The 24,003-nt window shown below is 35.2% G+C and carries 20 protein-coding genes and 1 tRNA gene; 10 read left to right on the forward strand and 11 right to left on the reverse strand.

Going from position 1 to position 24,003, the window contains the following annotated elements; translation table 11 throughout:
* Positions 1-73: 73 nt before the first annotated feature.
* The gene (porV, locus tag PK35_RS14135) at positions 74-1,321 is read right to left on the reverse strand and encodes a type IX secretion system outer membrane channel protein PorV (RefSeq protein WP_044627298.1); all 1,248 of its coding nucleotides are present in this window, start codon (positions 1,319-1,321) and stop codon (positions 74-76) included.
* Positions 1,322-1,355: 34 nt separating this feature from the next.
* Entirely contained in the window at positions 1,356-5,219 is a 3,864-nt protein-coding gene (porU, locus tag PK35_RS14140) for a type IX secretion system sortase PorU (RefSeq protein WP_044627219.1), read from the reverse strand.
* A gap of 262 nt (positions 5,220-5,481) precedes the next feature.
* On the opposite strand from porU, the gene gldJ reads away from it, so the two are divergent.
* Together gldJ and PK35_RS14150 are read left to right on the forward strand one after the other, a co-directional pair.
* Positions 5,482-7,149 carry a gliding motility lipoprotein GldJ gene (gene gldJ / locus PK35_RS14145; RefSeq protein WP_202903835.1) on the forward strand — a complete coding sequence of 556 codons (1,668 nt, stop codon included), beginning with the start codon at positions 5,482-5,484 and terminating at the stop codon, positions 7,147-7,149.
* An 84-nt stretch (positions 7,150-7,233) separates the two neighbouring features.
* Complete coding sequence (locus PK35_RS14150) at positions 7,234-8,499, forward strand: UDP-N-acetylmuramoyl-tripeptide--D-alanyl-D-alanine ligase (RefSeq protein WP_044627220.1); 1,266 nt, start codon at positions 7,234-7,236, stop codon at positions 8,497-8,499.
* Positions 8,500-8,634: 135 nt separating this feature from the next.
* Here the strand turns inward: PK35_RS14150 and PK35_RS14155 are convergent, their stop codons facing one another.
* The 9 genes from PK35_RS14155 to PK35_RS14195 form a co-directional block, all read right to left on the reverse strand.
* A complete protein-coding gene (locus PK35_RS14155; protein WP_044627221.1) occupies positions 8,635-9,405 on the reverse strand; it encodes a LuxR C-terminal-related transcriptional regulator in 771 nt (256 codons plus the stop codon).
* A 98-nt stretch (positions 9,406-9,503) separates the two neighbouring features.
* A tRNA-Val gene (locus tag PK35_RS14160) sits at positions 9,504-9,578 on the reverse strand.
* A gap of 84 nt (positions 9,579-9,662) precedes the next feature.
* Positions 9,663-10,880, reverse strand: coding sequence for a bifunctional folylpolyglutamate synthase/dihydrofolate synthase (locus PK35_RS14165; RefSeq protein WP_044627222.1), 1,218 nt, complete (start codon positions 10,878-10,880; stop codon positions 9,663-9,665).
* 4 nt (positions 10,881-10,884) lie between these two features.
* On the reverse strand, positions 10,885-11,736 hold the full coding sequence (locus PK35_RS14170) for an energy transducer TonB (RefSeq protein WP_044627223.1): 852 nt from the start codon (positions 11,734-11,736) through the stop codon (positions 10,885-10,887).
* Between the two features lie 23 nt (positions 11,737-11,759).
* The gene (locus PK35_RS14175) at positions 11,760-12,152 is read right to left on the reverse strand and encodes an ExbD/TolR family protein (RefSeq protein ID WP_044627224.1); all 393 of its coding nucleotides are present in this window, start codon (positions 12,150-12,152) and stop codon (positions 11,760-11,762) included.
* A gap of 1 nt (position 12,153) precedes the next feature.
* Positions 12,154-12,846, reverse strand: a complete 693-nt coding sequence (locus PK35_RS14180; protein WP_044627225.1) for a MotA/TolQ/ExbB proton channel family protein — start codon at positions 12,844-12,846, stop codon at positions 12,154-12,156.
* A gap of 45 nt (positions 12,847-12,891) precedes the next feature.
* Positions 12,892-14,364: a sodium/proton antiporter NhaB gene (nhaB, locus tag PK35_RS14185; protein WP_044627226.1), complete on the reverse strand. Its 1,473-nt coding sequence runs from the start codon at positions 14,362-14,364 to the stop codon at positions 12,892-12,894.
* A gap of 11 nt (positions 14,365-14,375) precedes the next feature.
* Entirely contained in the window at positions 14,376-15,602 is a 1,227-nt protein-coding gene (locus tag PK35_RS14190; protein ID WP_044627227.1) for a Glu/Leu/Phe/Val dehydrogenase dimerization domain-containing protein, read from the reverse strand.
* 152 nt (positions 15,603-15,754) lie between these two features.
* Entirely contained in the window at positions 15,755-16,816 is a 1,062-nt protein-coding gene (locus tag PK35_RS14195; RefSeq protein ID WP_044627228.1) for an anhydro-N-acetylmuramic acid kinase, read from the reverse strand.
* Between the two features lie 192 nt (positions 16,817-17,008).
* Between PK35_RS14195 and PK35_RS14200 the strand changes: the two genes are divergently transcribed.
* The 8 genes from PK35_RS14200 to PK35_RS14235 all read left to right on the forward strand — a co-directional run bounded on the left by PK35_RS14200 (position 17,009) and on the right by PK35_RS14235 (position 24,002).
* Entirely contained in the window at positions 17,009-18,151 is a 1,143-nt protein-coding gene (locus PK35_RS14200; RefSeq protein WP_044627300.1) for an acyl-CoA dehydrogenase, read from the forward strand.
* A gap of 121 nt (positions 18,152-18,272) precedes the next feature.
* Positions 18,273-18,608, forward strand: a complete 336-nt coding sequence (locus PK35_RS14205; protein ID WP_044627229.1) for an arsenosugar biosynthesis-associated peroxidase-like protein — start codon at positions 18,273-18,275, stop codon at positions 18,606-18,608.
* 141 nt (positions 18,609-18,749) lie between these two features.
* Complete coding sequence (arsS, locus tag PK35_RS14210; RefSeq protein ID WP_044627230.1) at positions 18,750-19,805, forward strand: arsenosugar biosynthesis radical SAM (seleno)protein ArsS; 1,056 nt, start codon at positions 18,750-18,752, stop codon at positions 19,803-19,805.
* A 26-nt stretch (positions 19,806-19,831) separates the two neighbouring features.
* A complete protein-coding gene (locus PK35_RS14215) occupies positions 19,832-20,326 on the forward strand; it encodes a rhodanese-like domain-containing protein (RefSeq protein WP_044627231.1) in 495 nt (164 codons plus the stop codon).
* Positions 20,319-20,948, forward strand: coding sequence for a TIGR04282 family arsenosugar biosynthesis glycosyltransferase (locus tag PK35_RS14220; RefSeq protein ID WP_044627232.1), 630 nt, complete (start codon positions 20,319-20,321; stop codon positions 20,946-20,948). The genes PK35_RS14215 and PK35_RS14220 overlap by 8 nt, the downstream gene beginning before the upstream one ends.
* Positions 20,941-21,753: a purine-nucleoside phosphorylase gene (locus tag PK35_RS14225; RefSeq protein ID WP_044627233.1), complete on the forward strand. Its 813-nt coding sequence runs from the start codon at positions 20,941-20,943 to the stop codon at positions 21,751-21,753. Before PK35_RS14220 ends, PK35_RS14225 begins: the two co-directional genes overlap by 8 nt.
* Positions 21,754-21,860: 107 nt before the next feature.
* Complete coding sequence (gene arsM, locus PK35_RS14230) at positions 21,861-22,829, forward strand: arsenosugar biosynthesis arsenite methyltransferase ArsM (RefSeq protein WP_044627234.1); 969 nt, start codon at positions 21,861-21,863, stop codon at positions 22,827-22,829.
* A gap of 9 nt (positions 22,830-22,838) precedes the next feature.
* Complete coding sequence (locus PK35_RS14235; RefSeq protein ID WP_044627235.1) at positions 22,839-24,002, forward strand: MFS transporter; 1,164 nt, start codon at positions 22,839-22,841, stop codon at positions 24,000-24,002.
* Position 24,003 lies beyond the last annotated feature (1 nt).

Here is a 24,003-nt window from a genome sequence, read left to right on the forward strand (position 1 = left end):
CTTATAATCTTGTTTAAATAAAAAAACTACTGCCATAGACAATAGTTTTTATTAATTTTTATGTTGATTTATACTAATACTCTACATAAGCACCTTCGCCAATATTGAAACTTAGCGAAAAACGCAACGTACCTTCTAAAGGACTTTGTACTTTTGATGCCGAGAATAAATAAGACAAATCGATATTTATAATACTCGCTTTAAAGCCAGCACCTAATGCTAAAAATTTACGCGCTCCTTTATCTTCAGCTTCGTTAAAATAACCTGCTCTAAACGCAAAAGAATCTTGGTATTGATACTCGGCACTTAACGCCCAGGTAAACTCGTTTAACTCTTCGCTAAAACCACCTGGTGCATCACCAAAAGATTGAAACATACCCGATAGAAAACTTACATCGTTTGATTTACCTTGGTAAATAACATTTTCTGTTTCGCTAATTAAATTATCATCTTCTTCTTCGTAAGTTCCGTTCCCATTTAAATCTTCAAACACATACTCTGTTCCGTATTTTGGTGGCGTTGGCACTAATAATTTAGTAACCTCTGCGGTAACAGCTATTTTGTTGTAGTCGTCGAAAATAAAATCGAAACCACCACCTAAGCGTAATGTGGTAGGTTGAAAGTTTTCTTGACCGCCTTCATCGTATTTAAACTTAGGGCCAATATTTTGAATAGCGAAACCACCACGCCAACGGCCATTATAACTATTGTATGCTTCTTCCTCACCTTGATAATATCCCGAAATATCGACACCAAACGTATTTGCCGCACTTATATCGCCTCCAATACCTTGGATACGTAAATCGGAACGTAAGTAACGCATAGCTACAGACATTGCGAACTGATCGGATAAACGCAAAGCATACGAAGCATCTAAAGACAACTCATTTGGTTTTTGCTGCCTTGGTGTATCGTCTGGACCATTAACAAATTCAATTTCACCTAAAGAAAAATATCTTAAACTAGCTGCAAAAGCACTACGCTCATCAAGTCTGTTGTAATATGTAAGGCTTCCTAAAAAAATATCGTTTACCAATTTACTTAAGTAAGGCGTATAACTAACACCAATACCAGATTGCGTTTCGGAAAAGGCATATTTTGAAGAATTCCATTGTTGTGAAAAGGCATCTACACTTGTTGCCACACCCATATCTGCTAATCCAGCTGCACGTGCATCGGAAGTAATGAGTAAAAACGGAATACCTGTAGTAATAACACGGCTATCGTTTTCGTTTGGCACTATTTGTGTTGTTTCTTGAGCAAAACTTTGCGTATTTAAAAGCAAAACAAACGCTAAGAAAAGTAGTATATGATTTTTCATAAATGTAGGTTTAGTTAACAAATATATGTTTTTATTAGAGTATAACAAGTTTTTCAATTTTTTCAACTGTTTTATTTAAAAGGTTGGAATGCACTTTTAATTTGTAAATATACACACCTTTACCAATTTTATCGCCAAAATCGTCTCGACCATCCCAAACAATATCTCTGGACAAGGCACTGGTAGTTTGCCCATTTAATGTGCGCACCAGTTTACCCGAAACGGTAAATATTTGTATAGAAACGTCTAAAGCCTGTGAACTATTGTGATTAAACCAAAATTCTGTATAATTTACAAACGGATTAGGATAGTTTAGCACGTTATTTACGACCAACTGTTCGTTCTCGTCGAATACAATAAATTGAATTTCGGCTGTTGATGAGTTATTATAAACATCCCAAGCGGTAATGGTTAAAGTATGTAAACCTGGTTCTAAATCGCGAAACAAATAAGCAATATCGCCTTTGGTATAATCGTTTACTTCGGTTTGGTAATAACTATTTAATATATACGGATTGGTTTCATCGCCATCTAAAACTGCTTTTATATCGTGCCCAACGCCACTTGCAGTATTAATACCGTTTAAATCTTCAAGTTTTACTAACAACGTAGGACTTTCGTTGGTTATGCCTCCAGAAATAAAACTTTCATCATTCATAAACAAAGTAATTAATGGCCCCGTATTGTCTTCGGGCGCATTTTCGTTTAAACCACCAATTTGTACGGTGTTTATACTTGCTCCGGTTTGATTTTCGGTTAAAGCTTCATTATTGGCATAAAAACTCACCTTACCATATCCAACAGGAATACCAACATCTTTGGGCACAATAAAATCGAATTCAAATTGCCCATTAGTAACGGCAGCTTGTCCTCTAAAAATAATTTCGCCAAGGGTTGTAAAATCGAGTTTTACTAACTCTCCATTTAATTGAGTTCCGTCATTTGCCAAAGTTTGTCGTTCAATATCCTTATCGAAAATAGTTGTAGCTAAGGCTCCATTATAATCGGACATTATATTTCCTGATAAATCGGTGACTTCGCCAGCAAGTTTTACATAACTTAATGCCTTTAAGGTATCGGTTGCTTGTGTAATTGGTACATCGTTAATTTTTGTTAGCCTAATATTTGGCTTAGGAAAAGCCAATTTCATAGCTGGATCGCCAATAAAAAATATGAGTCGTTTTTGACTGGCACTAGATACCGACGGATCGCTTTTTGCCAATCGCAAAGCTTCTGCCATTGATGGATATTCATGATCGGCATAATTATCGTTATCGCTATACGAAAACAAATATTGCCCTAAAGTGTTATTAAAATTAATGGCAAAATTTACGAAAATTTGACGCGTCGTGGTGATTAAACCAATGGCTCCAGCATCTTTATTCCAATAGGTAAACTCGCCTGCAGTTTCACGAAGTGGATTATCGAACCTTGAAAATTCGCAAGTAACTGTAACAAAACAATTTAATTTATTTAAGTTTCTAAGATTGTTAATATCTGTTTTTAAATAGATTTGTTCTTCTGAAAGTCCGTTTTCGCCACCATGCCCAAAATAATTAACAACCAAAGCACCATTATCGATGGCATTTGAGATTGCCGTGGCTACATCGGGGTAGCGCTCACCTCCTGCCGAAGTTTCCTGTTTAAAAGCATCAGAATGAATTTTAGTTACGTTAATAAAAGGCTTTTCGTTGCTTACCAAATTCCCAACATTATCGGTTGTTTCTTGCAATAATCCTTCCCAATCTTGATCGACATCATCGGAAATTACCACAAAATTATTACGCCAACTTCCTAAAGATGCTTTATTGTAATAGGATTCAATTTTATCAACCAACTCTACGGCACGTTGCGGCGTATCAGCAAGTATACGGCCAACCGCAATATCTAATTTATCGCTAGTTGCCAAAGTACCTTCATTATCATCCATTAACCCGTAAAAATCATCAGAAATAAAGGAATTTGTTAAACTAAAACTATTATAAGCATGCCACGATGGAACTATATTGGTGTTGTTTGCAACTCTGTTTTTATAATCGTACGAGCCATCGCCAAACAAACACAAATATTTCAATCTATTATTAGCTGAACTTGCATTATTATATACATATTTTACAAAATTTCTAATGGCACCAACATCGGGATTTCCGGTGCTAAATTCATTATAAATTTCGTTTAATGTTACCACCTTAACATGCAAACCATATTGTAATTCATTTATGTTCGCCAAGCGCTGTGCCTGACTTAACATATTTAATGGAGCTACAATAATATAATCGATATCTTGAAATGTACCTGAAGCATTATTAAAAACGGTTCCCTTTAAATCTTGATTGATTACTCGCGTTTCGGAGTCCATTTTAGGCTCAAAATAATCTTGAGGTGCTACGGCTACAAACGTTTTTAAGCTTCCTAAGGCAGATAAAAAGCTAAACTCTGAGCTATTTTCGAGATTATTAACTCCTGTTACATCGTATATATTAGTAACATCCCAAACCTCTGAAAGTTGTGAGGCATTGGTTATGGTGTACTCTCCTATTCCTGAGTTTGTAACAACCTCGCTATTTTCAAACTGAAATTGGTCGCCGTGAAAATTTAAACTACGTTTTGCTTTAATGGCAATATAGTCTAGATAAGAAACTGCACTCGGGTTACCTGCTTTATCGTAATTTAATTGCACCGAAATATTTGCATTATTTACAGAAACATCACCTGTATAGGATGCTCCTGTAGCTAATGTAGGTGAAGCTATTTCGGTAAGCGATAAACTTGCTACAGAATTTCCATTTACACTTACCCCCATACTACTATTGCTTAATGCGGTTGAAGCTACTTTAACCGATACATTTACTGGCGAGGTTGTTACTAAATCGGGAAAATTAAATTCGAAAGTTTTGGTTGTTTCAACATCAAATTTATCTCCAAACCATCGGCGTCCTAGCGATACTAAATTATAATCATCGTTTTCGTGATATTGATAATCATCAAATGTATTTATAATAAGATTTGGTGTTCCAGATGGTTGTGCCATTGTTGTAATACGCTTTCCATTGCCCGAACTTACATTTATATAATAATATGTTTTATTGGTATAACAATTAATATGGGTTTGGCTTTCGGCGTTAAAACCTTTAGGACCTTGCGCATAAAATAAAATATAATCATCATTATCAAAATTACCATCATCTTCACCTATAATTTTTATAGCGTTTTCGGGCACATCGGTTGGGTATTCAACATTATTCGCATAAGGGATCATGCTACCACCATAACCATAAAGTTTTATGGTTCTTGGATCTACAGTGTTTACGTTAACACCTAAACGCTGCAAAAAAGATTTTGATAATTTAAAAACCCCAGTGGTATCCACATAAAACTTATACCATTCGCCCGATCGTAAAACCGAATTGTTTATACCTTTAAAATTATTAAAGCTTTTGCCTGAATTTAATCTTGCAGTATTTCCAAAACTGTAATTTAATTGAAATGATATGATTTTTTTAAAGTTTCCGCTCTTATCTTTAATTATAGGCGAAATTTGAAAATAGGTAAACTGTTTTGTTCTTGCGGTTGTATTTTTAAGTGTAAATTTTACTTCGTTCGGAATTAAACTTTCATCCAGATTTTTTAGTTCATTTTTCGAAATTGAAGCATACACAATATTATTAACTACAACAGACGTTTCATTAATTAAACCGGTGCTTTCCCATTGATCTACAAACCATAAACCATCGTTAAAATTAAATGAAAAATTAGCATCATTGAATCTAGGCACTTGAATTGTAAAACTATCGCCACTAAGCGATTTGTAATCACTCCAAGCTATAGTATACTTTTTTTGTTGGCTATAAAGTACTGCCGTAAAAAAAAGCAGTATTAAAAAAAATCTTTTTTTCATTACTAAATAAACGCGTTTAGCAACATGTTAGTATTAAATTTGTAACAATTTTTAAACAAGTTCAAAAATACAATAATAAATTAGTAAAACAGTCGTTTATACAACACAAAACAACGACAAAAAACAAGAAAAACATCGTTGTACGGTATAAAAAACAAGGTGAAATACATGATTTTTTGGATAAAATGCACAAAATAGCTTGCTTTGTTAGGTTAAATTACTATATTGCAGCACCAAAAATATTATTAGCTTACTTAAACGTATGGATATGAAAAAAGTAATGGCATTCAAGATTATAGCAGTTTTAGCACTTGCTATATTCGCAACGAGTTGTAAAAAATCTTCCAGCTCTAAAAATAGTTCGCGCGCAACTGGGTGGGCTATTAACGATAAAAAGGGAGGTTTTCAATACAATTCCGATTTTAAAGAACAAGAAACCGCTCCTGGTTTAGTGTTTATTGAAGGTGGAACATTTACAAAAGGTCAAGTGCAAGACGACGTAATGCACGACTGGAACAATAGTCCTAATCAGCAACACGTTCAGTCTTTCTATATGGATGAAACCGAAGTTACCAACGCTATGTACATGGAGTACTTAGATTGGATTAAACGTGTTTACCCGCCATCTGAAGATCACTTTAAAGCCATTTACGAAGGTGCCTTACCAGATACATTAGTTTGGAGAAACCGCTTAGGTTTTAACGAAGTAATGACAGAAAACTACTTACGTCACCCTGGTTATGGTGAATATCCAGTAGTTGGTGTAAGCTGGATTCAAGCTGTTGAATTCGCTAACTGGCGTTCAGATCGCGTTAATGAATACAACTTAGAAAAAGCTGGATTTTTAAAGCGTGATGCCAAAGTTACCGATGTTAGTTCAGACCAAACGTTTAGTACAGATACCTATATTAATGCGCCTACCGAATCTTACGGTGGTAATGAAGAAATTACAAATTTTGAGGGTAAAAACAAACGCTATGTGCGTACCGATGTAGATGGAAACGAATCTAACATTTATGCCACACGCGAAACTGGTTTATTTGCTCCAAAATACAGACTACCAACCGAAACCGAGTGGGAATACGCTGCTTTAGGATTAAGTGAATTAAGAAGTTACAACATGTACCGCGGACGTAAAAAATACCCATGGGACGGACAATATACACGCTCTGGAAAACGCAAAATACGTGGTGACCAAATGGCAAACTTTAAACAAGGCAAAGGTGATTACGGTGGTATTGCAGGTTGGTCTGACGATGGGGCCGACATTACAAACGCCGTTAAATCGTACGCTCCAAACGATTTTGGGTTATACGATATGGCTGGTAACGTAGCCGAATGGGTTGCCGATGTTTACAGACCTATTGTTGACGACGAATTTAACGACTTTAACTACTATCGTGGTAACGTATATACTAAAAATGCGTTAAACGAAGACGGGTCGGTAAAAGTAATCACAACCGATGATATTGTTTACGATACATTATCAAACGGAAAAGTTATTGCTAGAAACTTACCTGGTGAAATCTTACAAGTTCCTATTGATGAAAACGAAACGTACTTACGAACCAACTTCGATAAAAGTGATGAAATTAACTTTAGAGATGGTGACAGACGTTCTTCTAGAGAATTTAGTAATTTTGAAGATGAAGGCAAAACCAGCGAAATGTATAATGCTCCTAAACACAACACTCGAATTGAAAACGGTGAGTTAATTAGAGAAAATGACAAAGCCAATGGGCGTACATCTTTAATTAACGACGAAGTTAGAGTTTACAAAGGTGGTTCTTGGAAAGATAGAGAATATTGGTTAGATCCTGCTCAACGCCGTTTCTTCCCACAAGATATGGCTACCGATTATATTGGATTTAGATGTGCTATGTCTCGTGTAGGCTCTAAAAGCAAAAACAAAAACAAAACAAAAAACTAAATTTTAGTTTATAATAAATTTAAAGTCCTAACCATTAGTTAGGACTTTTTTTATACATTTAATTAAACAAAAAGACACATAAACTTGAACATAGCTAAACTTCACGAATTATTTTTAACCTGTAATTCTGCAAATACCGACACGCGTAAAATAAGCCAAAACGATATGTTTTTTGCTCTAACTGGCGATAATTTTAATGGCAATACTTATGCCAACAAAGCTTTAAGTTTAGGCGCTAAATACGCAATTATAGACGATCCAGAATACAACACTTCGAGTGCATGCATTTTAGTTGAAAACACGTTAAAAACACTACAAGCACTAGCTACTTACCACCGTAATTATTTAAAAACTCCAATTATAGCCTTAACAGGAAGCAACGGCAAAACCACAACCAAAGAACTAATAAACACGGTACTAAAACAAAAATACCGTACCACAGCTACCATTGGTAATTTAAACAACCATATTGGTGTGCCACTTACACTATTATCTATGACAAAAACCACCGAAATAGGTATTGTAGAAATGGGCGCAAATCACCAAAAAGAAATAGCATTTTTATGCCAAATAGCGCAGCCAGACTATGGCTATATAACCAATTTTGGTAAAGCTCATTTAGAAGGTTTTGGTGGTGTTGAAGGCGTTATAAAAGGAAAAAGCGAAATGTATGATTACTTAATAGATAATAATAAAACTGTATTTGTTAATGCCAATGATACGATACAAGTTGAAAAAACTAAAACCGCGAATACAATCTCATTTGGTAATAAAACAACCTATTTAAACATAGAATTTATTGGAGCTAACCCTTTTGTGAGTTGTTTATTAAAAGGTATTAAAATTAACAGTCAATTAATTGGCGATTATAATTTCAATAATATTGCAGCGGCCATAGCCATTGGCCAATACTTTAAAGTTTCAATTGAAGACACCAAACAAGCCATAGAAAACTATGTCCCAACAAATAACCGGTCTCAAATTATTCAAAAAGGGCAACATAAAATAATTTTAGATGCCTATAATGCAAACCCAAGTAGCATGCAGGCGGCTCTATTAAATTTTGAAAAACAAAACGGATTAAAACTAGCTATTTTAGGCGATATGTTTGAATTAGGCAATGAAGCTGAAATAGAACATCAAAACATTGCCAATTTAGCAACCTCATTAAGTATTGATACTGTAATATTAATTGGAGAAAACTTTTATAAAACTCAAACAAAATCACAACAATTTAAAACTTTTAATAATTTTAAATCGCAATTCAACATTAGTACCTTACAATCTTCAACTATACTAATTAAGGGCTCAAGAGGCATGGCTTTAGAGCGTGTTTTAGAACTTTTATAAAAAAGCTAATGCCTGTTTAATTATAAAAACTAAACAGGCACCTTAAAAATTCTCCCTAAGAACTAATTAATAGCTCTACAAATATCTGTTAATATCAATAGTATTACAATACTCAATTTGAGTATTTCTTACCTTTTATATAAAATATTTATTTCCTTTTAACATTCCTATTAGTTCTCCAGTTGACGACACATTGAGTTTTTTCATAATATTTCTTCGGTGCGTATCGACCGTATTATGGCTTATACTAAGTTTTTCGGCTATTTGTTTACTTGTATATTTCAACATTAGCAATCTAATAACATCACGCTCTCGATTACTTACACCGTTAGCTAATAATTTATTTGAAAAGTTACTAAAATACTTCGTTTCGTACTCGTTATTTTCATTTAACATTTTTGCCGAAGCGCAAACCTCCATATTTATTTCTCCACTTAAAACGGTATAATGCGCCAAACCAATTATAGGTTTATTATTAGCATCAAACTCAAGTGGCGTTGTATTTTGTATAATATTTACATACTCGTTATTTCCATTTTTTAATCGGTAATTCCAAGTATAACTCATCTTACTCCTACTCGCATCATCTATTTCATTTAAAGTAAACTCCATTAAACCATTTAGCGCATTTAACCATTGTTCTAAATCGTTGGGATGCATGCGTTTCCAAAACATATTCATACCTCCAGATTTTAGAGCTTCTACATCGAGCCCTAAACAAGCCTTTAGGTTTTTACTCACGTACTCAAACGAAAGCTTTTGAGTATTTGTAATGCAAAAAAAAGTAGAATTATAAGGCAAATAAGGATCAAGTTCTATAATTTTTTCAATATGACTTTCTAAGGAAGGCTTAGCGTAAGATTGAAAAATTATTTTGTACAAATCTTTAATATGGCTACTAGTCATTGTTCGAGAGTTTATACGAAATTAATAAAACAGGATAACTTATAAAATAGAAGAAAAATAAAAACACAAAAAAAGCTCCCATTTCTGGAAGCTTTCTGTGGGCGCGAAGGGATTCGAACCCCTGACCCCTTGGGTGTAAACCAAGTGCTCTGAACCAACTGAGCTACGCGCCCTTATGTTTTAACAATCATTGTTCCTGATTGCGGATGCAAATATAAGCGAGTTTTTCGATCTGCAAAAACTTTTTCAAGAAAATTTTAAATTATTTCAGCTACAACAAAAGTACTACCACCAACAAACACCAAATCTTCATCTGAAGCCTCATTTAAAGCAGATATATACGCTTCATTTACAGAATTATACGATTTACCATACAACCTTTCTATTTTAAACCGCTCTTGTAAAATTTTTTCATCTAAACCACGAGAAATTTCAGGTTTACAGAAATAATAGGTCGCTTCTTTAGGTAATAAATGCAAAATAGAATCTAAATCCTTATCATTTACAACTCCAAATACAATATGAAGTGTGTTATATGATTCATTTTTTAACTGATTCATCACATAAGTTAAACCTTCTTTATTATGACCCGTATCGCAAACTACCTTAGGTGTATTTTGTAATATTTGCCAACGCCCCAATAACCCCGTGTTTTTAACGGTATTTAAAAAACCTGACTTAATATTATTTTTAGAAATAGAATACCCCAAGTCTTGCAATGCATTTACAGTACTTACAACTGTTTTTTTATTTTTTTCTTGATAGCTTCCTTTTAAATCCGACTCATAAAATTCAACAACCGATGAGTCAGCAAATGTTATTGCTGCGTTGTTTTGTTCTGATAATGCTTTAAAAACCGCTGTTGTTTCATGTTGTGTTTCACCAATTACAACAGGTATATTTGGTTTTATAATACCGCCTTTTTCGTGTGCTATTTCTTCAAGCGTATCTCCTAAAAACTGCGTATGATCGAGTCCTATATTAGTAATTACCGAAACTTCTGGCGTTATAATATTGGTTGAATCTAATCGGCCTCCCATACCAACCTCAACCACAGCAATATCAACTTTTTGTTTGGCAAAATAATCGAACGCCATACCAACTGTCATTTCAAAAAACGAAAGATTATTAGCTTCGAAAAAAGGCTTATTTCGTTTTATAAACCTCATTACAAATTGCTTGCTAACAACTTGTCCATTAATCTTAATACGCTCTCGAAAATCTTTTAAATGCGGTGACGTATACAAACCTACTTTATAGCCAGCTTCCTGTAAAATAGAAGCTATCATATGGCTTGTAGAACCTTTGCCGTTAGTTCCGGCTACATGAATAGATTTAAATCTTCTTTCTGGATTATTTAAATATTGTGCTAAATTTACGGTATTGGTTAAGTCTTTTTTAAAAGCCGTTTTACCCTGTTTTTGATACATTGGCAATTGCGCAAACATCCAATTTAGGGTTTCTTGATATGTCATGTAATTACTGGCCTAATTTGAAGTTTACAGTAACAAAGCCAATTTGTTTCACAGGTGCTTTAGAATCGGATGGCCATTTATGAGATAACGCTATTTTTTTTGCTGGCTCTAACAAACAAGATGCCGTATTTGTAGTTCCTTTTACACCTGGTTCGGCCGAAATAACATTCCCGTTTTGGTTAACAACAATTTTAACCACAACTCTACCCGATTCATTACAATCTTGTCTTTGTGTTTTAAATGTGGCTCGTCCGCGTCCGTTTAAACCATAACCAACGCCACCACTTCCAGTTCCTTGTCCGCCAAAGTAACTAGGCGCATACGGATCGCCATCTAACTGACCTTTATCACCAACTTTGTTATCGTCGCCTTCACTACCCGAACTGGTTCCTTCAGACTTGCTAACACCACCAATTAAAGCATCAAGTTTTTTCCTTTTTTCTTCTTGCTCACGCTTTTCTTTAGCAATTCGTTCTGCTTCAGCTTTTGCTTTGGCCTCTGCTTCTGCTTTAGCCTTAGCTTGAGCTTCCTTTTGCTTTTTTATGGCAATTTCTTCAGCATTATCTGCCGTTAAAACATTTTCTTTAACTTCGGAAGGCGCTGCGGATGGTTCAGACTTTGAAACATCGGGTTGGGGTGGTTCATTAATTTCTTTAGGAACCGATTTTATAGGTGCTTTGGGCTGAACCTTACCACTACCAAAATTACTTGTCCCGAAATTTACAGCTACACCGTATTCTTCTGGCGGATCTTCATAAGTAGTACCAACAACAAACAATAATAACAACAAAATAACAGTAATTAAAGCTGTTAACTTTGCAGAATTACGTTCGTGTTTTGTGTTTAAGTACTTCATAATTATTGGTAGAAAACTCCTAATTATTTAGGTTGTACGGCTAAAATGACTTTGAATTTATTTCGATTGGCAATATCCATCACCTTAACCACATTTTCAACGGGCACCGATTTTTCGGCTCTTAATACAATGGTTGGTTGTTCTTGACTAGATAATGCAGCTAATAACTGATTTTCAAGAACGCTTTCACCAACACGTTTTTGATCTATATAGTATGTTAAATCTTTTTTTATGCTTACTGAAACTGAGCGTTTATTTTCGGTTTTACCACTAGCTTTTGGCAAAATAATATCGATAGCATTTGTGGTAACCAAGGTTGAAGCAATCATAAAAAAGATAAGTAACAGGAATACAATATCTGTCATAGACGACATATTGAATTCTGGTGTTACTTTATTTCTACTTCTAAAATTCATACTATGTTGGTTCGTTTAACAAGTCTAAAAACTCTAAGGAATTTGCTTCCATTTGATAAACCACCTTATCGGTTCTAACAACCAAATGGTTGTATGCCATATAAGCCACAATACCAACAATTAAACCTGCAACCGTAGTTGTCATGGCGGTATATAAACCACCAGCAAGCACATCCATTTCAATGGTACCACCAGCATTAGCCAGTTCGAAAATAGCAAGAATCATACCAGTTACTGTTCCTAAAAACCCAATCATAGGTGCTGCTCCAGAAATTGTTGCCAAAATACTTACGTTTTTTTCTAGTCCGTAAATTTCTAATCGCCCCGCATTTTCAATAGCTGTATTAATATCAGCTAAGGGCTTCCCTATTCTAGAAATACCTTTGGCAATTAAACGTGATACTGGCGAATTTACTTGGGCACAAAGCATTTGAGCGGCATCTATTTTACCATTACTTACATGATCTTTTATTTGATTCATAAAGTTAGCATCAACATTTGAAGCTGCTTTAATAGCAAAAATGCGTTCAAAATAAATATAAATGGCCGCTACTAAAAGTAAAAACAAAATGGCAATAATTATTTGGCCACCAACACCGCCACTACTTATTAATTCTATAATGGAGAGCGTTTTTTCTACCGATTCCCCATCAGTTAGTGCTTCTGCACCGTCTTGAACTTCTTGTATAAACATAGGTTATAATTTACTTAATTTGGTAACGGAAAATTATTAATAAAATTATACTAGAACAAATTTTACCATTAAATATCCTAATCCGCCTAAAACAATAGTATAAGGTAAAGCCATTTTTACCATCTTACCATACGATAAGTTAATTAATGGCGCTAAAGCCGACGTTAATAAAAATAAAAATGCTGCTTGACCATTTGGCGTTGCTACACTAGGTAAGTTGGTACCTGTGTTAATTGCAATGGCTAACTTCTCGAAATGTTCTCTATCTATAGCGCCACTTTTAAAGGCTTCTTGTACTTCGCCAATATACACGGTAGCTACAAATACGTTATCGCTAATTGCCGATAATACGCCGTTAGCAATGTAAAATAAACCTGGTTGCGATGCTGGATCTTGCTCTAAAGCCCAGTGAATTATTGGACTAAACAAATGCTGATCGTGAATCATGGCCACAATTACAAAGAATACCACTAATAATCCTGTAAACGGTAAAGCTTCCTCGAAAGCGTGTCCTAATTGATGCTCGTCGATAATACCAATAAATGCAGTTTGGAAAATAATTAAAGCCAAACCAATAAAACCAACTGGCGCAATGTGTAAGGCTAAACCAATAATTAACAATACTGCCGCAACCCCTTGAACTATTAATGCATATTTTTGTTTATCTGATCTATTAGCGTCTTGCTCATTCGTATAATTTTCAATAATATCTCCAACTACTGGAGGTAATTTTGCTCCAAACCCAAAGGTTCCTGTAAGCTCTAAAACTACGGTGGTTAACAAACCTGCAAATAACACCGGGATTGTTATTGGAGCCATTTGAAGGAAAAACTGAATAAAATCCCATCCCATACGTTCACCAATCAGTAAGTTTTGCGGTTCGCCAACAAGCGTACACACACCTCCTAGGGCTGTACCAACAACACCATGCATTATTAAACTACGTAAAAAACTACGGAATTGCTCTAAGGTTTCGCCGCTCAACTCTTTTTTATCTTTTACTCCACTTTTATCAAAATCCGATTCTCCAGAATGTATTTTATGATAAACTGCATAAAAACCAACCGCTACGCTAATTAAAACGGCTGTAACAGTTAAAGCATCTAAAAATGCTGAAAGTATAGCCGATAAAAACACAAATAAAAGTGATAGCACTAATTTCGATTTAATTTTAGTAAATACTTTACTAAAAATAAACATTAACAACGGTTTCATAAAGTAAATACCAGCCACCATAAACACTAAAAGCAGCACAACTTCAAGGTTTTGGTCCACTTCATGGTAAGCATTATGCGGTGATGTTAACCCTAGTGCAATAACCTCGATAGCTAATAAACCACCCGATTGCAACGGATAACATTTTAACGCCATTGCCAAAGTAAATATAAACTCGGCAATGAATAACCAAGAGGTTACCGTTTTACCCAAAACATAAAACGAAAATACATTGAAAATTAAAAAACTAATCATGGTTAACTTAAACCACTTTGGACTACTTCCTAAAAAATATTTTAACATGAGAAAATTATTTAAATGAGTTGGTTTAGTGCTATTTCGAAAGCTGTTGCACTAATTTTTGTTTGTAATTTATTTTTATTGTGAATATTCTGTAAAGCTGTTTTTATAACATTTGATGTATCGCTAAAAATGGCTTCGTCGGTCATTTGTACTTTACGCTCCATAAAGTAAGCAAAAACTCTAGCCATACCGCAGTTTGAAATAAAATCGGGAATTAAACTTACACGATCATCGGTATATTCCATAATAGGACCAAAGAAAATTTCTTTATCGGCAAAAGGCACATTTGCCCCGCAAGAAACCACTTCTAACCCACTATTTATCATTGTATCTATTTGATTTTTTGTAATTAATCGAGATGCCGCACAAGGTGCAAAAATTTCGGTATTTATTTCCCAAATTTTCTCATTAATTTCATTAAAAGGTATTAAATTTTCAGCATTTAATGTATTTCCTGTTTTATTTAAAAATAGTTCGGTAATTTCTTCAAACGAAAATCCTTCTTCATTAATTACGCCTCCTACAACATCAATTACACCCACTACTTTCGCTCCCATTTGAGATAAATAAAAAGCCGCAGCGGCGCCTACATTACCAAAACCTTGTACAACGGCGCGTTTACCTTTAATAGTGGCACCATAAATATTATAGTATTGTTTTACGGCTTCGGCTACACCAAATCCTGTAATCATATCGGCAACTGTATATTTTCTAGCCACATTTGGAGAATACTTTGGATTTTCAATAACTTTTATAACACCGTGTCGCAATTGCCCAATGCGATTAATTTTATCGGCTTCAGTTGGTCTAAAATGGCCGTTAAAAACACCTTCTTGCGGGTGCCAAACACCACTTTCTTCGGTAATTGGGATAACTTCGTGAATTTCATCTACATTTAAATCGCCACCAGTACCGTAATAACTTTTCAACAAAGGCGAAACGGCTTTATACCAACGCTCTAAAACACCTTTTTTTCTTGGATCGAGCGGATTAAAATTAATGCCCGACTTGGCGCCACCAATAGCAGGACCAGACACGGTAAATTTAATTTCCATGGTTTTAGCTAACGATAAAACTTCGTTAACATCTAACCCTAAACGCATACGTGTGCCTCCGCCAGCAGCACCGCCACGAAGGGAGTTTATTACCACCCAGCCTTCAGCTTCGGTTTCGGCGTCTTTCCAGTTAAAAACGATTTCAGGTTCTTTATTTTCGTACTTTTTAAGTAATGCTTTCATTTTTATAATATGACTTGATTTAAGCTATTTTATTATTTCGGGATATTTGAGGATAGATAAATCGTAGCTAAAGCAGAGTCATAATAAATCGTATTTTGTATGGTAACAAATATAAAAAACTAAAACCCTTAAAGATTAATTTTGTGTTATTTTTAAGGAAGATAAATTTTGCCAGAGCTATGATTTTTACTAGCGCCAGTTACACTTTTTAAGCAATTTACTTGTTTTGTGAGTTTTAGCACACCAAGCAACCCAAAAATAAGCGCTTCTTTAAACTCGACAACCGAAGGCTTGGGAATAACAATTTTATTGTTTGTTTTGGTTTTTAAGGCTTTCATTAAAAAGGAATTATACGCACCACCGCCAGTTACTAAAACATTAGCGTTATTTTTTTTATTGATTTCTGCGGCTAATTGAACTACGATATGCTCCACAAAAGTTCGTAAAACATTTGTAGTTTCAAGTTTATAAGCATCAATTATTGGAAAAACAGTTTTGTTTACCCATTCTAATCCTAACGATTTGGGGTACGACTTACTGTAAAAAGGTAATTGATTTAGTTCTGCGAGTAATTCCTGATTTACATCACCCGATTTTGCAATTTCTCCACCATCATCATAGCTAAAACCTAATGGTTTTACATAATGATTTAACACTATGTTTACCGGACAAATATCGTAAGCAATACGCGCATTACTAATTTCGGTTGAAATATTTGCAAAACCACCCAAGTTTATGCAATAATCGTAATCACTAAACAACAACTTATCACCAATAGGCACTAAAGGAGCACCTTGTCCGCCAAAAGCCACATCTTGTACTCTAAAATCGCAAACTACTTTTTGGTTAATTAGTGTTGCTAGTTTGGGTAAATTACCAATTTGATAAGTTAAATTTTGCTCTGGCTGATGCAATGCCGTATGCCCATGAGAGCAAACAGCATCAATATCTTTTAAATAATGCTTCGCTATAAATTGATTAATAATTTCGGCTAAAAATGTGGTGTAATCTTCATCAACTGTTTTAAGGGTATCTATATCTTTTTCAATTAAACCCTTTAAAATGTCATACCACTTTTTAGGATAGGAAACAGTTTCAGCATTTAAAATTTCGAATTGCAACTGGTGCTTATTTTCAAATTTCACATAAACCAAATCTATACCGTCAAGCGATGTGCCCGACATAACACCAACAACGTGAAATACATTTTTCATTCGAATTATTTTGTCTAAATATTCTCAAAAAAAATCAAAAAACTAAACTTTAACCAAAGATTCTTCAATTTTATTTTTAAAACTCTCTTTAAAATTACCGTTTTGCAAAAACAACATCGTTATTGAAAAATTCACATCAAAAAGCTATATTTGAAAAAAAACCGAACTAAACTAAACAAATTATTACGAAAAATGAATTTTGAACTTACCGAAGAACATAAAATGATTCGCGACGCCGCACGCGATTTTGCGCAAACCGAATTACTTCCAGGCGTTATAGAACGTGACGAAAAACAACATTTCCCCAAAGAATTAGTAAAAAAAATGGGAGATCTTGGTTTTTTAGGCATTATGGTCGATCCTAAATATGGCGGCAGTGGTATGGATACCATTTCTTATGTTCTTATTATGGAAGAATTATCGAAAATCGACGCTTCAGCATCTGTAATTGTTTCGGTAAACAACTCCTTAGTTTGCTATGGCTTAGAAGCCTATGGATCTGAAGAACAAAAACAAAAATACTTAACAAAATTAGCTACCGGCGAGTTTGTTGGCGCTTTCTGTTTAAGCGAACCCGAAGCTGGTAGCGACGCCACGTCACAAAAAACAACCGCAATAGACAAAGGCGACCATTACCTTTTAAACGGCACCAAAAACTGGATAACTAATGGCGGAAGAGCCGATATTTACCTCGTTATTGCGCAAACCGACAGAGACAAAGGCCACAAAGGTATTAATGTTTTTATTGTTGAAAAAGATATGGAAGGTTTCCATGTTGGTCCAAAAGAAGACAAGCTAGGTATCCGCGGAAGCGATACGCATACCCTACAATTTAACGATGTAAAAGTGCCAAAAGAAAACAGAATTGCCGATGATGGCTTTGGTTTTAAATTTGCCATGAAAACCCTTTCTGGCGGGCGCATTGGTATTGCCGCACAAGCCTTAGGAATTGCATCTGGCGCTTACGAATTAGCCTTAAAATACAGCAAAGAGCGTAAAGCCTTTGGCACCGAAATTTCAAACCACCAAGCCATTGCCTTTAAACTCGCCGATATGTACACCGATATTGAAGCAGCTAGAATGTTGGTCATGAAAGCGGCTTTCGATAAAGACCAAGGCGCAAATTACGACACATCGAGTGCTATGGCAAAATTAAAAGCTTCCGATGTCGCCATGAAACACACCGTTGAAGCCGTACAAATTCACGGTGGCAATGGTTTTGTAAAAGAATACCACGTAGAACGCTTAATGCGCGATGCCAAAATAACGCAGATTTACGAAGGCACAAGCGAAATTCAAAAAATTGTAATTTCAAGAAGCGTTTTAAGAGATTAAACTTTTAAATAACATAAAAACAAAGGTTCGGGCTTAAACTTGAACCTTTTTTTGTTAAGAATTCCCAAAGAGAACGACCAATTTTCATATACATTTCTATCTTTAATAAAAAACAACATACATGTCTAAAAACTATTACGACCCTGCCGATTTAAGAAAATTCAGTAAAATCACCGAATGGAGCGAAGAACTTGGGAACAAATTTTTCGATTACTACGGCAAAGTGTTCGAAGAAGGCGCCTTAACCGCTCGCGAAAAAAGTTTAATTGCCCTAGCTGTAGCTCACACCGAGCAATGCCCTTACTGCATCGATGCCTACACAAAAGACGGCTTACAACGCGGTGTTACTAAAGAAGAAATGATGGAAGCCATACACGTTGGCGCCGCAATAAAAAGTGGCGCAACGCTAGTGCACGGTGTACAAATGATGAATAAAGTTAATAAGTTAGACGGTTAATATTTGGGCGTTACCACAAGGGTCGGGCTTTACGCTACAAGTCCTCGCTCTCACCTAGCGGTGTCGCTGTGGGCTTTCCACTACAATCCCTAACGCAAACCTATTTTAACCTAATAACTATACATTTAGCAATAAACAACAATGGCAACAAAGTCCCTAAAAAAACGCGAAAGCGACTTAGCAAATAGTAAAAAGCAACTTGAAATTCTATCAAACGGTATCTTTCAAGATGGCGAACTACCAACCTTTGCTAAAAAAATTGCCGAAACCAATCAGTTTCCTTTAAAAGCTAAAAAACTTGAAATTCTTCAAATAAACGTAGGCTACATGTGCAATCAAGTTTGCGCCCACTGCCACGTAGATGCTGGCCCTGACCGAAAGGAAATTATGACTCGCGAAACCATGCAACAGTGCCTTGAAGTTATTAAAAACACAGGTGCGCATACACTCGATTTAACCGGTGGCGCTCCCGAAATGAATCCTAATTTTCGTTGGTTTGTAGAAGAAGCTGCCAAAGCAGGTATAAAAGATTTTATCGTGCGCTCTAACCTAACAATTATTAGAGCTAACAAACAATATTACGATTTACCAGAGTTTTTCAAAAAACACAACGTACACGTCGTAAGTTCTATGCCGCATTGGACTCGCGGAAAAACAGATAAACAACGTGGTAATGGCGTTTTCGATAAATCTATTAAAGCGTTACAAGAACTCAACGCCATTGGCTACGGCATGCCAGATAGTAATTTACGGTTAGACTTGGTTTATAATCCTTCGGGAGCATTTTTACCAGGCAACCAAGCATCCATGGAACAAGATTTTAAGAAGGCTTTAATAGACGATTTCGGCATTCGATTTCATAATTTATTTGCCATTACCAATTTGCCAATTAGTCGGTTTTTAGATTATTTAATAGCTTCAGAAAATTACGAAGATTATATGCATGCCCTTGTTGATGCTTACAATCCTGCTGCCGTATCCAACGTAATGTGTACCAATACCATTTCTGTAAGTTGGGATGGTTATTTGTACGATTGCGATTTTAATCAAATGCTACAATTACCTGTAAACAGTAAAGTAAAACACATTTCGGAATACAACGAAACACTTTTAGAAGGCAGAAACATTGTTATTTCCCAGCATTGTTATGGTTGTACCGCAGGTGCTGGAAGCAGTTGCCAAGGTACTGTAGCATAGTACAAACGAAAACTGGCATTCTTGAAATGAAAAAGAAATTTTTATACATAACATTACTATTCTCTGGAATCTTATTTTCACAAGAAACACTGTCGGAATTATTAAAAAATCATAATAACAAATCGGTTCCGTATATATCCGTGCACGAATTAGCAATGCCAAAAACCAAAGCAACACTTCTGGATGCTCGCGAAAAAATAGAATTTGAAACAAGCCATATTCAAGATGCCATTCACGTTGGATATGATAACTTCAGCATACAAGAAATTTCAGAAAAACTTAAAAACAAACAGCAAACCATTGTAGTTTATTGCAGTTTAGGCATACGCTCAAACAACATTGCTAAACAGTTAAAAAAAGCAGGATACACGAATGTTTTCAACTTATTTGGTGGTATTTTTGAATGGAAAAACAACAACTTTACCGTTTACAACCAAAACAACGAACCTACCGAAAACGTGCACGTATTTTCCAGATCGTGGAGTAAATGGCTAAAAAAAGGAAACAAAATTTATGACTAATACGCTTTTAATTGTTTTCGTAAAAAACAAAACCTTAGGAACCGTAAAAACCCGACTCGCTAAAACTATTGGCGATTTAGCCGCTTTCGAGGTATACAATCAACTATTAAAAATTACAGAGCAAGTAGTAAATACAGTAAATTGCGATAAGCGTATTTATTTCTCAAACTCTGTTGATGAAAACACTTGGAGCAATCATTTTAAAACCATTCAAAACGGAAAAGACTTAGGCGAACGTATGTTAAACGCTTTTAAAGAAGGCTTTAAAGCGGGTTATAATCGTATCATTCTAATTGGCTCGGATTTACCAGACATTTCCAAAACACACATCATCCAAGGTTTTGAAGCTTTAAAAACCAACGATGCTGTATTTGGTCCTGCTCAAGATGGCGGATATTACCTCGTTGGATTATCTAAACTTATTCCTGAAATTTTTAAAAACAAACCATGGAGCCAACCTTCGCTTTTAAAAGAAACACTAAACGAATTAACCCGAAACAACAATTCTTTTAGTACTTTAGAAACCCTAAATGATATTGATACTTACGATGATTTAATTGCATCGCATTTTTACAAAAACAACAAACTATTACAAGAAAAAATACAACAATTACATGATTAAATTTATAGAAGAAACCGTTGATTATTTAAAAGATAAAGGTTTCGATAGCCCCGAAATTGGGATTATTTTAGGCACAGGTTTAGGGCAATTAATTAATGAAATAGAAATAATTGCCCAAGTAAGCTATAACCATATTCCTAACTTTCCGACAGCCACTGTAGAGTTTCATAAAGGTAAACTTGTTTACGGTAATATTGAAGATAAAAAGGTTGTGGTTATGCAAGGCCGTTTTCATATTTACGAAGGCTACACCTTACAAGATGTCACTTTTCCGGTGCGCATTATGGAAAAACTAGGTATTAAAACGCTGCTAGTTTCAAATGCGGCTGGAGCCATTAATTTAAACTTTAAAAAAGGTGAATTAATGCTCATCGACGATCACATTAACCTTCAAGGGAGCTCACCATTAGCCTTTAAAGGCGTTTCCGAACTTGGAGAGCGCTTTGCAGACATGAGCGCACCTTACGACGCCAAAATTAATACAACGTTTAAAAAAATAGCCTCGAAAAATAACATTACACTTCACAAAGGAGTTTACGCTAGTGTTGTTGGGCCGCAACTAGAAACCCGCGCCGAATACCGCATGCTAAAAATTATTGGTGCCGATGCCGTTGGTATGAGTACGGTTCCAGAAGTAATTGTTGCTAATCATTTAAATTTAAAAGTGGCTGCCGTGTCAGTTTTAACAGATGAATGCGACCCAGATAACTTAGAACCCGTAAATATCGACGATATAATTGCGCATGCCTCGAAAGCAGAACCTAATATGATTTTGCTTTTTAAAGAATTATTGAAAAGTATTTAATGTCATTCCGAACAAAGTGAAGGAATCTTTTAAAAGATTGTCACATCATGCATTACACGCCTCGCAATATCGCTTAAAAAACTGAGACTGTATTTAAAAACCAAAACATGAGTTACCTAGACACCACAAAAAACGTATATAAAGAAGCTGCCTTAACACCCGATGTAGGTTTATGTTGCACTACAAAACCTATTTGGGAATTACCAGGATTAAAAATCCCGAAAATAATGCAAGAGATGAACTACGGTTGTGGTTCTACGGTGCATGCGCGCGATTTAACAAACAATCCTAAAACGCTTTACGTTGGTGTTGGCGGTGGTATGGAGCTTTTACAATTTGCTTATTTTAACCGGCAAAAAAGTGGTGTTATTGGTGTTGATGTTGTCGATGAAATGTTGGAAGCTTCTCGTAAAAACTTTATTGAAGCTGAAGCTGAAAATCCTTGGTTTAAAAGTGAATTTGTCGATTTAAAAAAAGGCGACGCTATGAACTTACCTGTGGAAGATAACTCGATTGATGTTGCTGCTCAAAATTGTTTGTTTAATATTTTTAAAGCAGATGATTTAAAACAAGCCATAGCCGAAATGTATCGTGTTTTAAAACCTTATGGACGATTGGTAATGAGCGATCCTACTTGCGAACAACCCATGAACGAAACCCTTAGAAACGACGAACGACTTCGAGCCCTTTGTTTAAGCGGTAGCTTACCCATTGCAGAATACGTTAAAGCGCTTACTGATGCTGGTTTTGGAACTATAGAAATTAGAGCGAGAAAACCATATCGTATTTTAGATCCAAAACATTATCCAACAAACGAGTTAATTTATATCGAATCGATTGAGGTTGCGGCTATAAAAGATCCTATGCCTAATGATGGGCCTTGTATTTTCACCGGGAAAGCGGCCATTTATTACGGAAAGTCTGATTATTTTGATGATAAAAAAGGACACGTGTTATTAAAAAACCAACCATTAGCTGTTTGCGACAAAACAGCCGCTGCATTGGCTAGTTTAAATCGCGACGATATTTTTATTAGCCCATCAACATATCATTACGACGGTGGCGGTTGTTGTTAAAAATTCATTATGAACAATAAGCGCATTTTAACCATAATTGTATTGGCTCAGTTTTGCTGTACATCGTTGTGGTTTGCTTCAAATGCGGTTATTAACCCTATAATTGAAACTTTTAGCCTACAGAATAATGCTTTAAACTTACTAACCTCTGCAATACAATTCGGGTTTATTTGTGGCACTTTAGTATTTGCAGCGTTTAATGTAGCCGATAGCTTTTCGCCATCAAAAGTGTTTTTTATTAGCGCGCTGTTGGCATCTCTTTTAAATTTGGGTATCCTATTACCACAAAACAGTTTACTAAGTTTAATGGGCTTAAGGTTTGGCGTTGGCATTTTACTTGCAGGCATTTATCCTGTTGGCATGAAAATAGCTTCCGACTATTTTAAAAAAGGCTTAGGGAAATCGTTAAGTTTTTTAGTTGGCGCCTTGGTTATTGGCACCGCATTCCCTCATTTATTAAGTCATACTATTGAGGCTTCTATTTGGAAACAGGCAATCATTTACACCTCAATTTTAAGCGGTATTGGAGGTTTATTAGTTTTAATATTTGTACCAAATGGCCCTTATAGAATGGCGAATTCTAAAATAGATTTATCACTTTTCATTTCTATTTTTAAATCGAAAACATTCAGAAAAACAGCCTTTGGCTATTTTGGCCATATGTGGGAACTTTATACCTTTTGGGCTTTTGTTCCTATAATTTTAAACTACTACAACACGCACCAAAACACAACATTAAATATCCCATTTTGGGCGTTTGTAATTATTGCTTCGGGAAGTATAGCTTGTGTTATTGGTGGTTATATTTCAGAACGAATTACTGTCAAAAAAACAACAATTATTGCCTTATCACTCTCTGGATTATGTTGTTTATTTTCGCCTTTGTTCCTATCAACATCATCAATAGTTATATTCATTTTATTTCTAATATTTTGGGGCATGGTGGTTATTATGGATTCTCCACTTCTTTCTACTATGGCGGCTAAACATGCGCATCCCGAAACACGTGGCACCGCTTTAACCATAGTTAATTGCATAGGTTATAGCATTACTATTTTAAGTATTGAATTTATGGCTTACCTCACGCAAATCATAAACCTAAACTATATTTTTATTATCTTATTTTTAGGACCTCTTTTTGGTGTAATATCACTTTTTAAAACCAAAGCATAAC

This window comes from Neotamlana nanhaiensis, assembly GCF_000943555.1.
Classification (GTDB): domain Bacteria; phylum Bacteroidota; class Bacteroidia; order Flavobacteriales; family Flavobacteriaceae; genus Neotamlana; species Neotamlana nanhaiensis.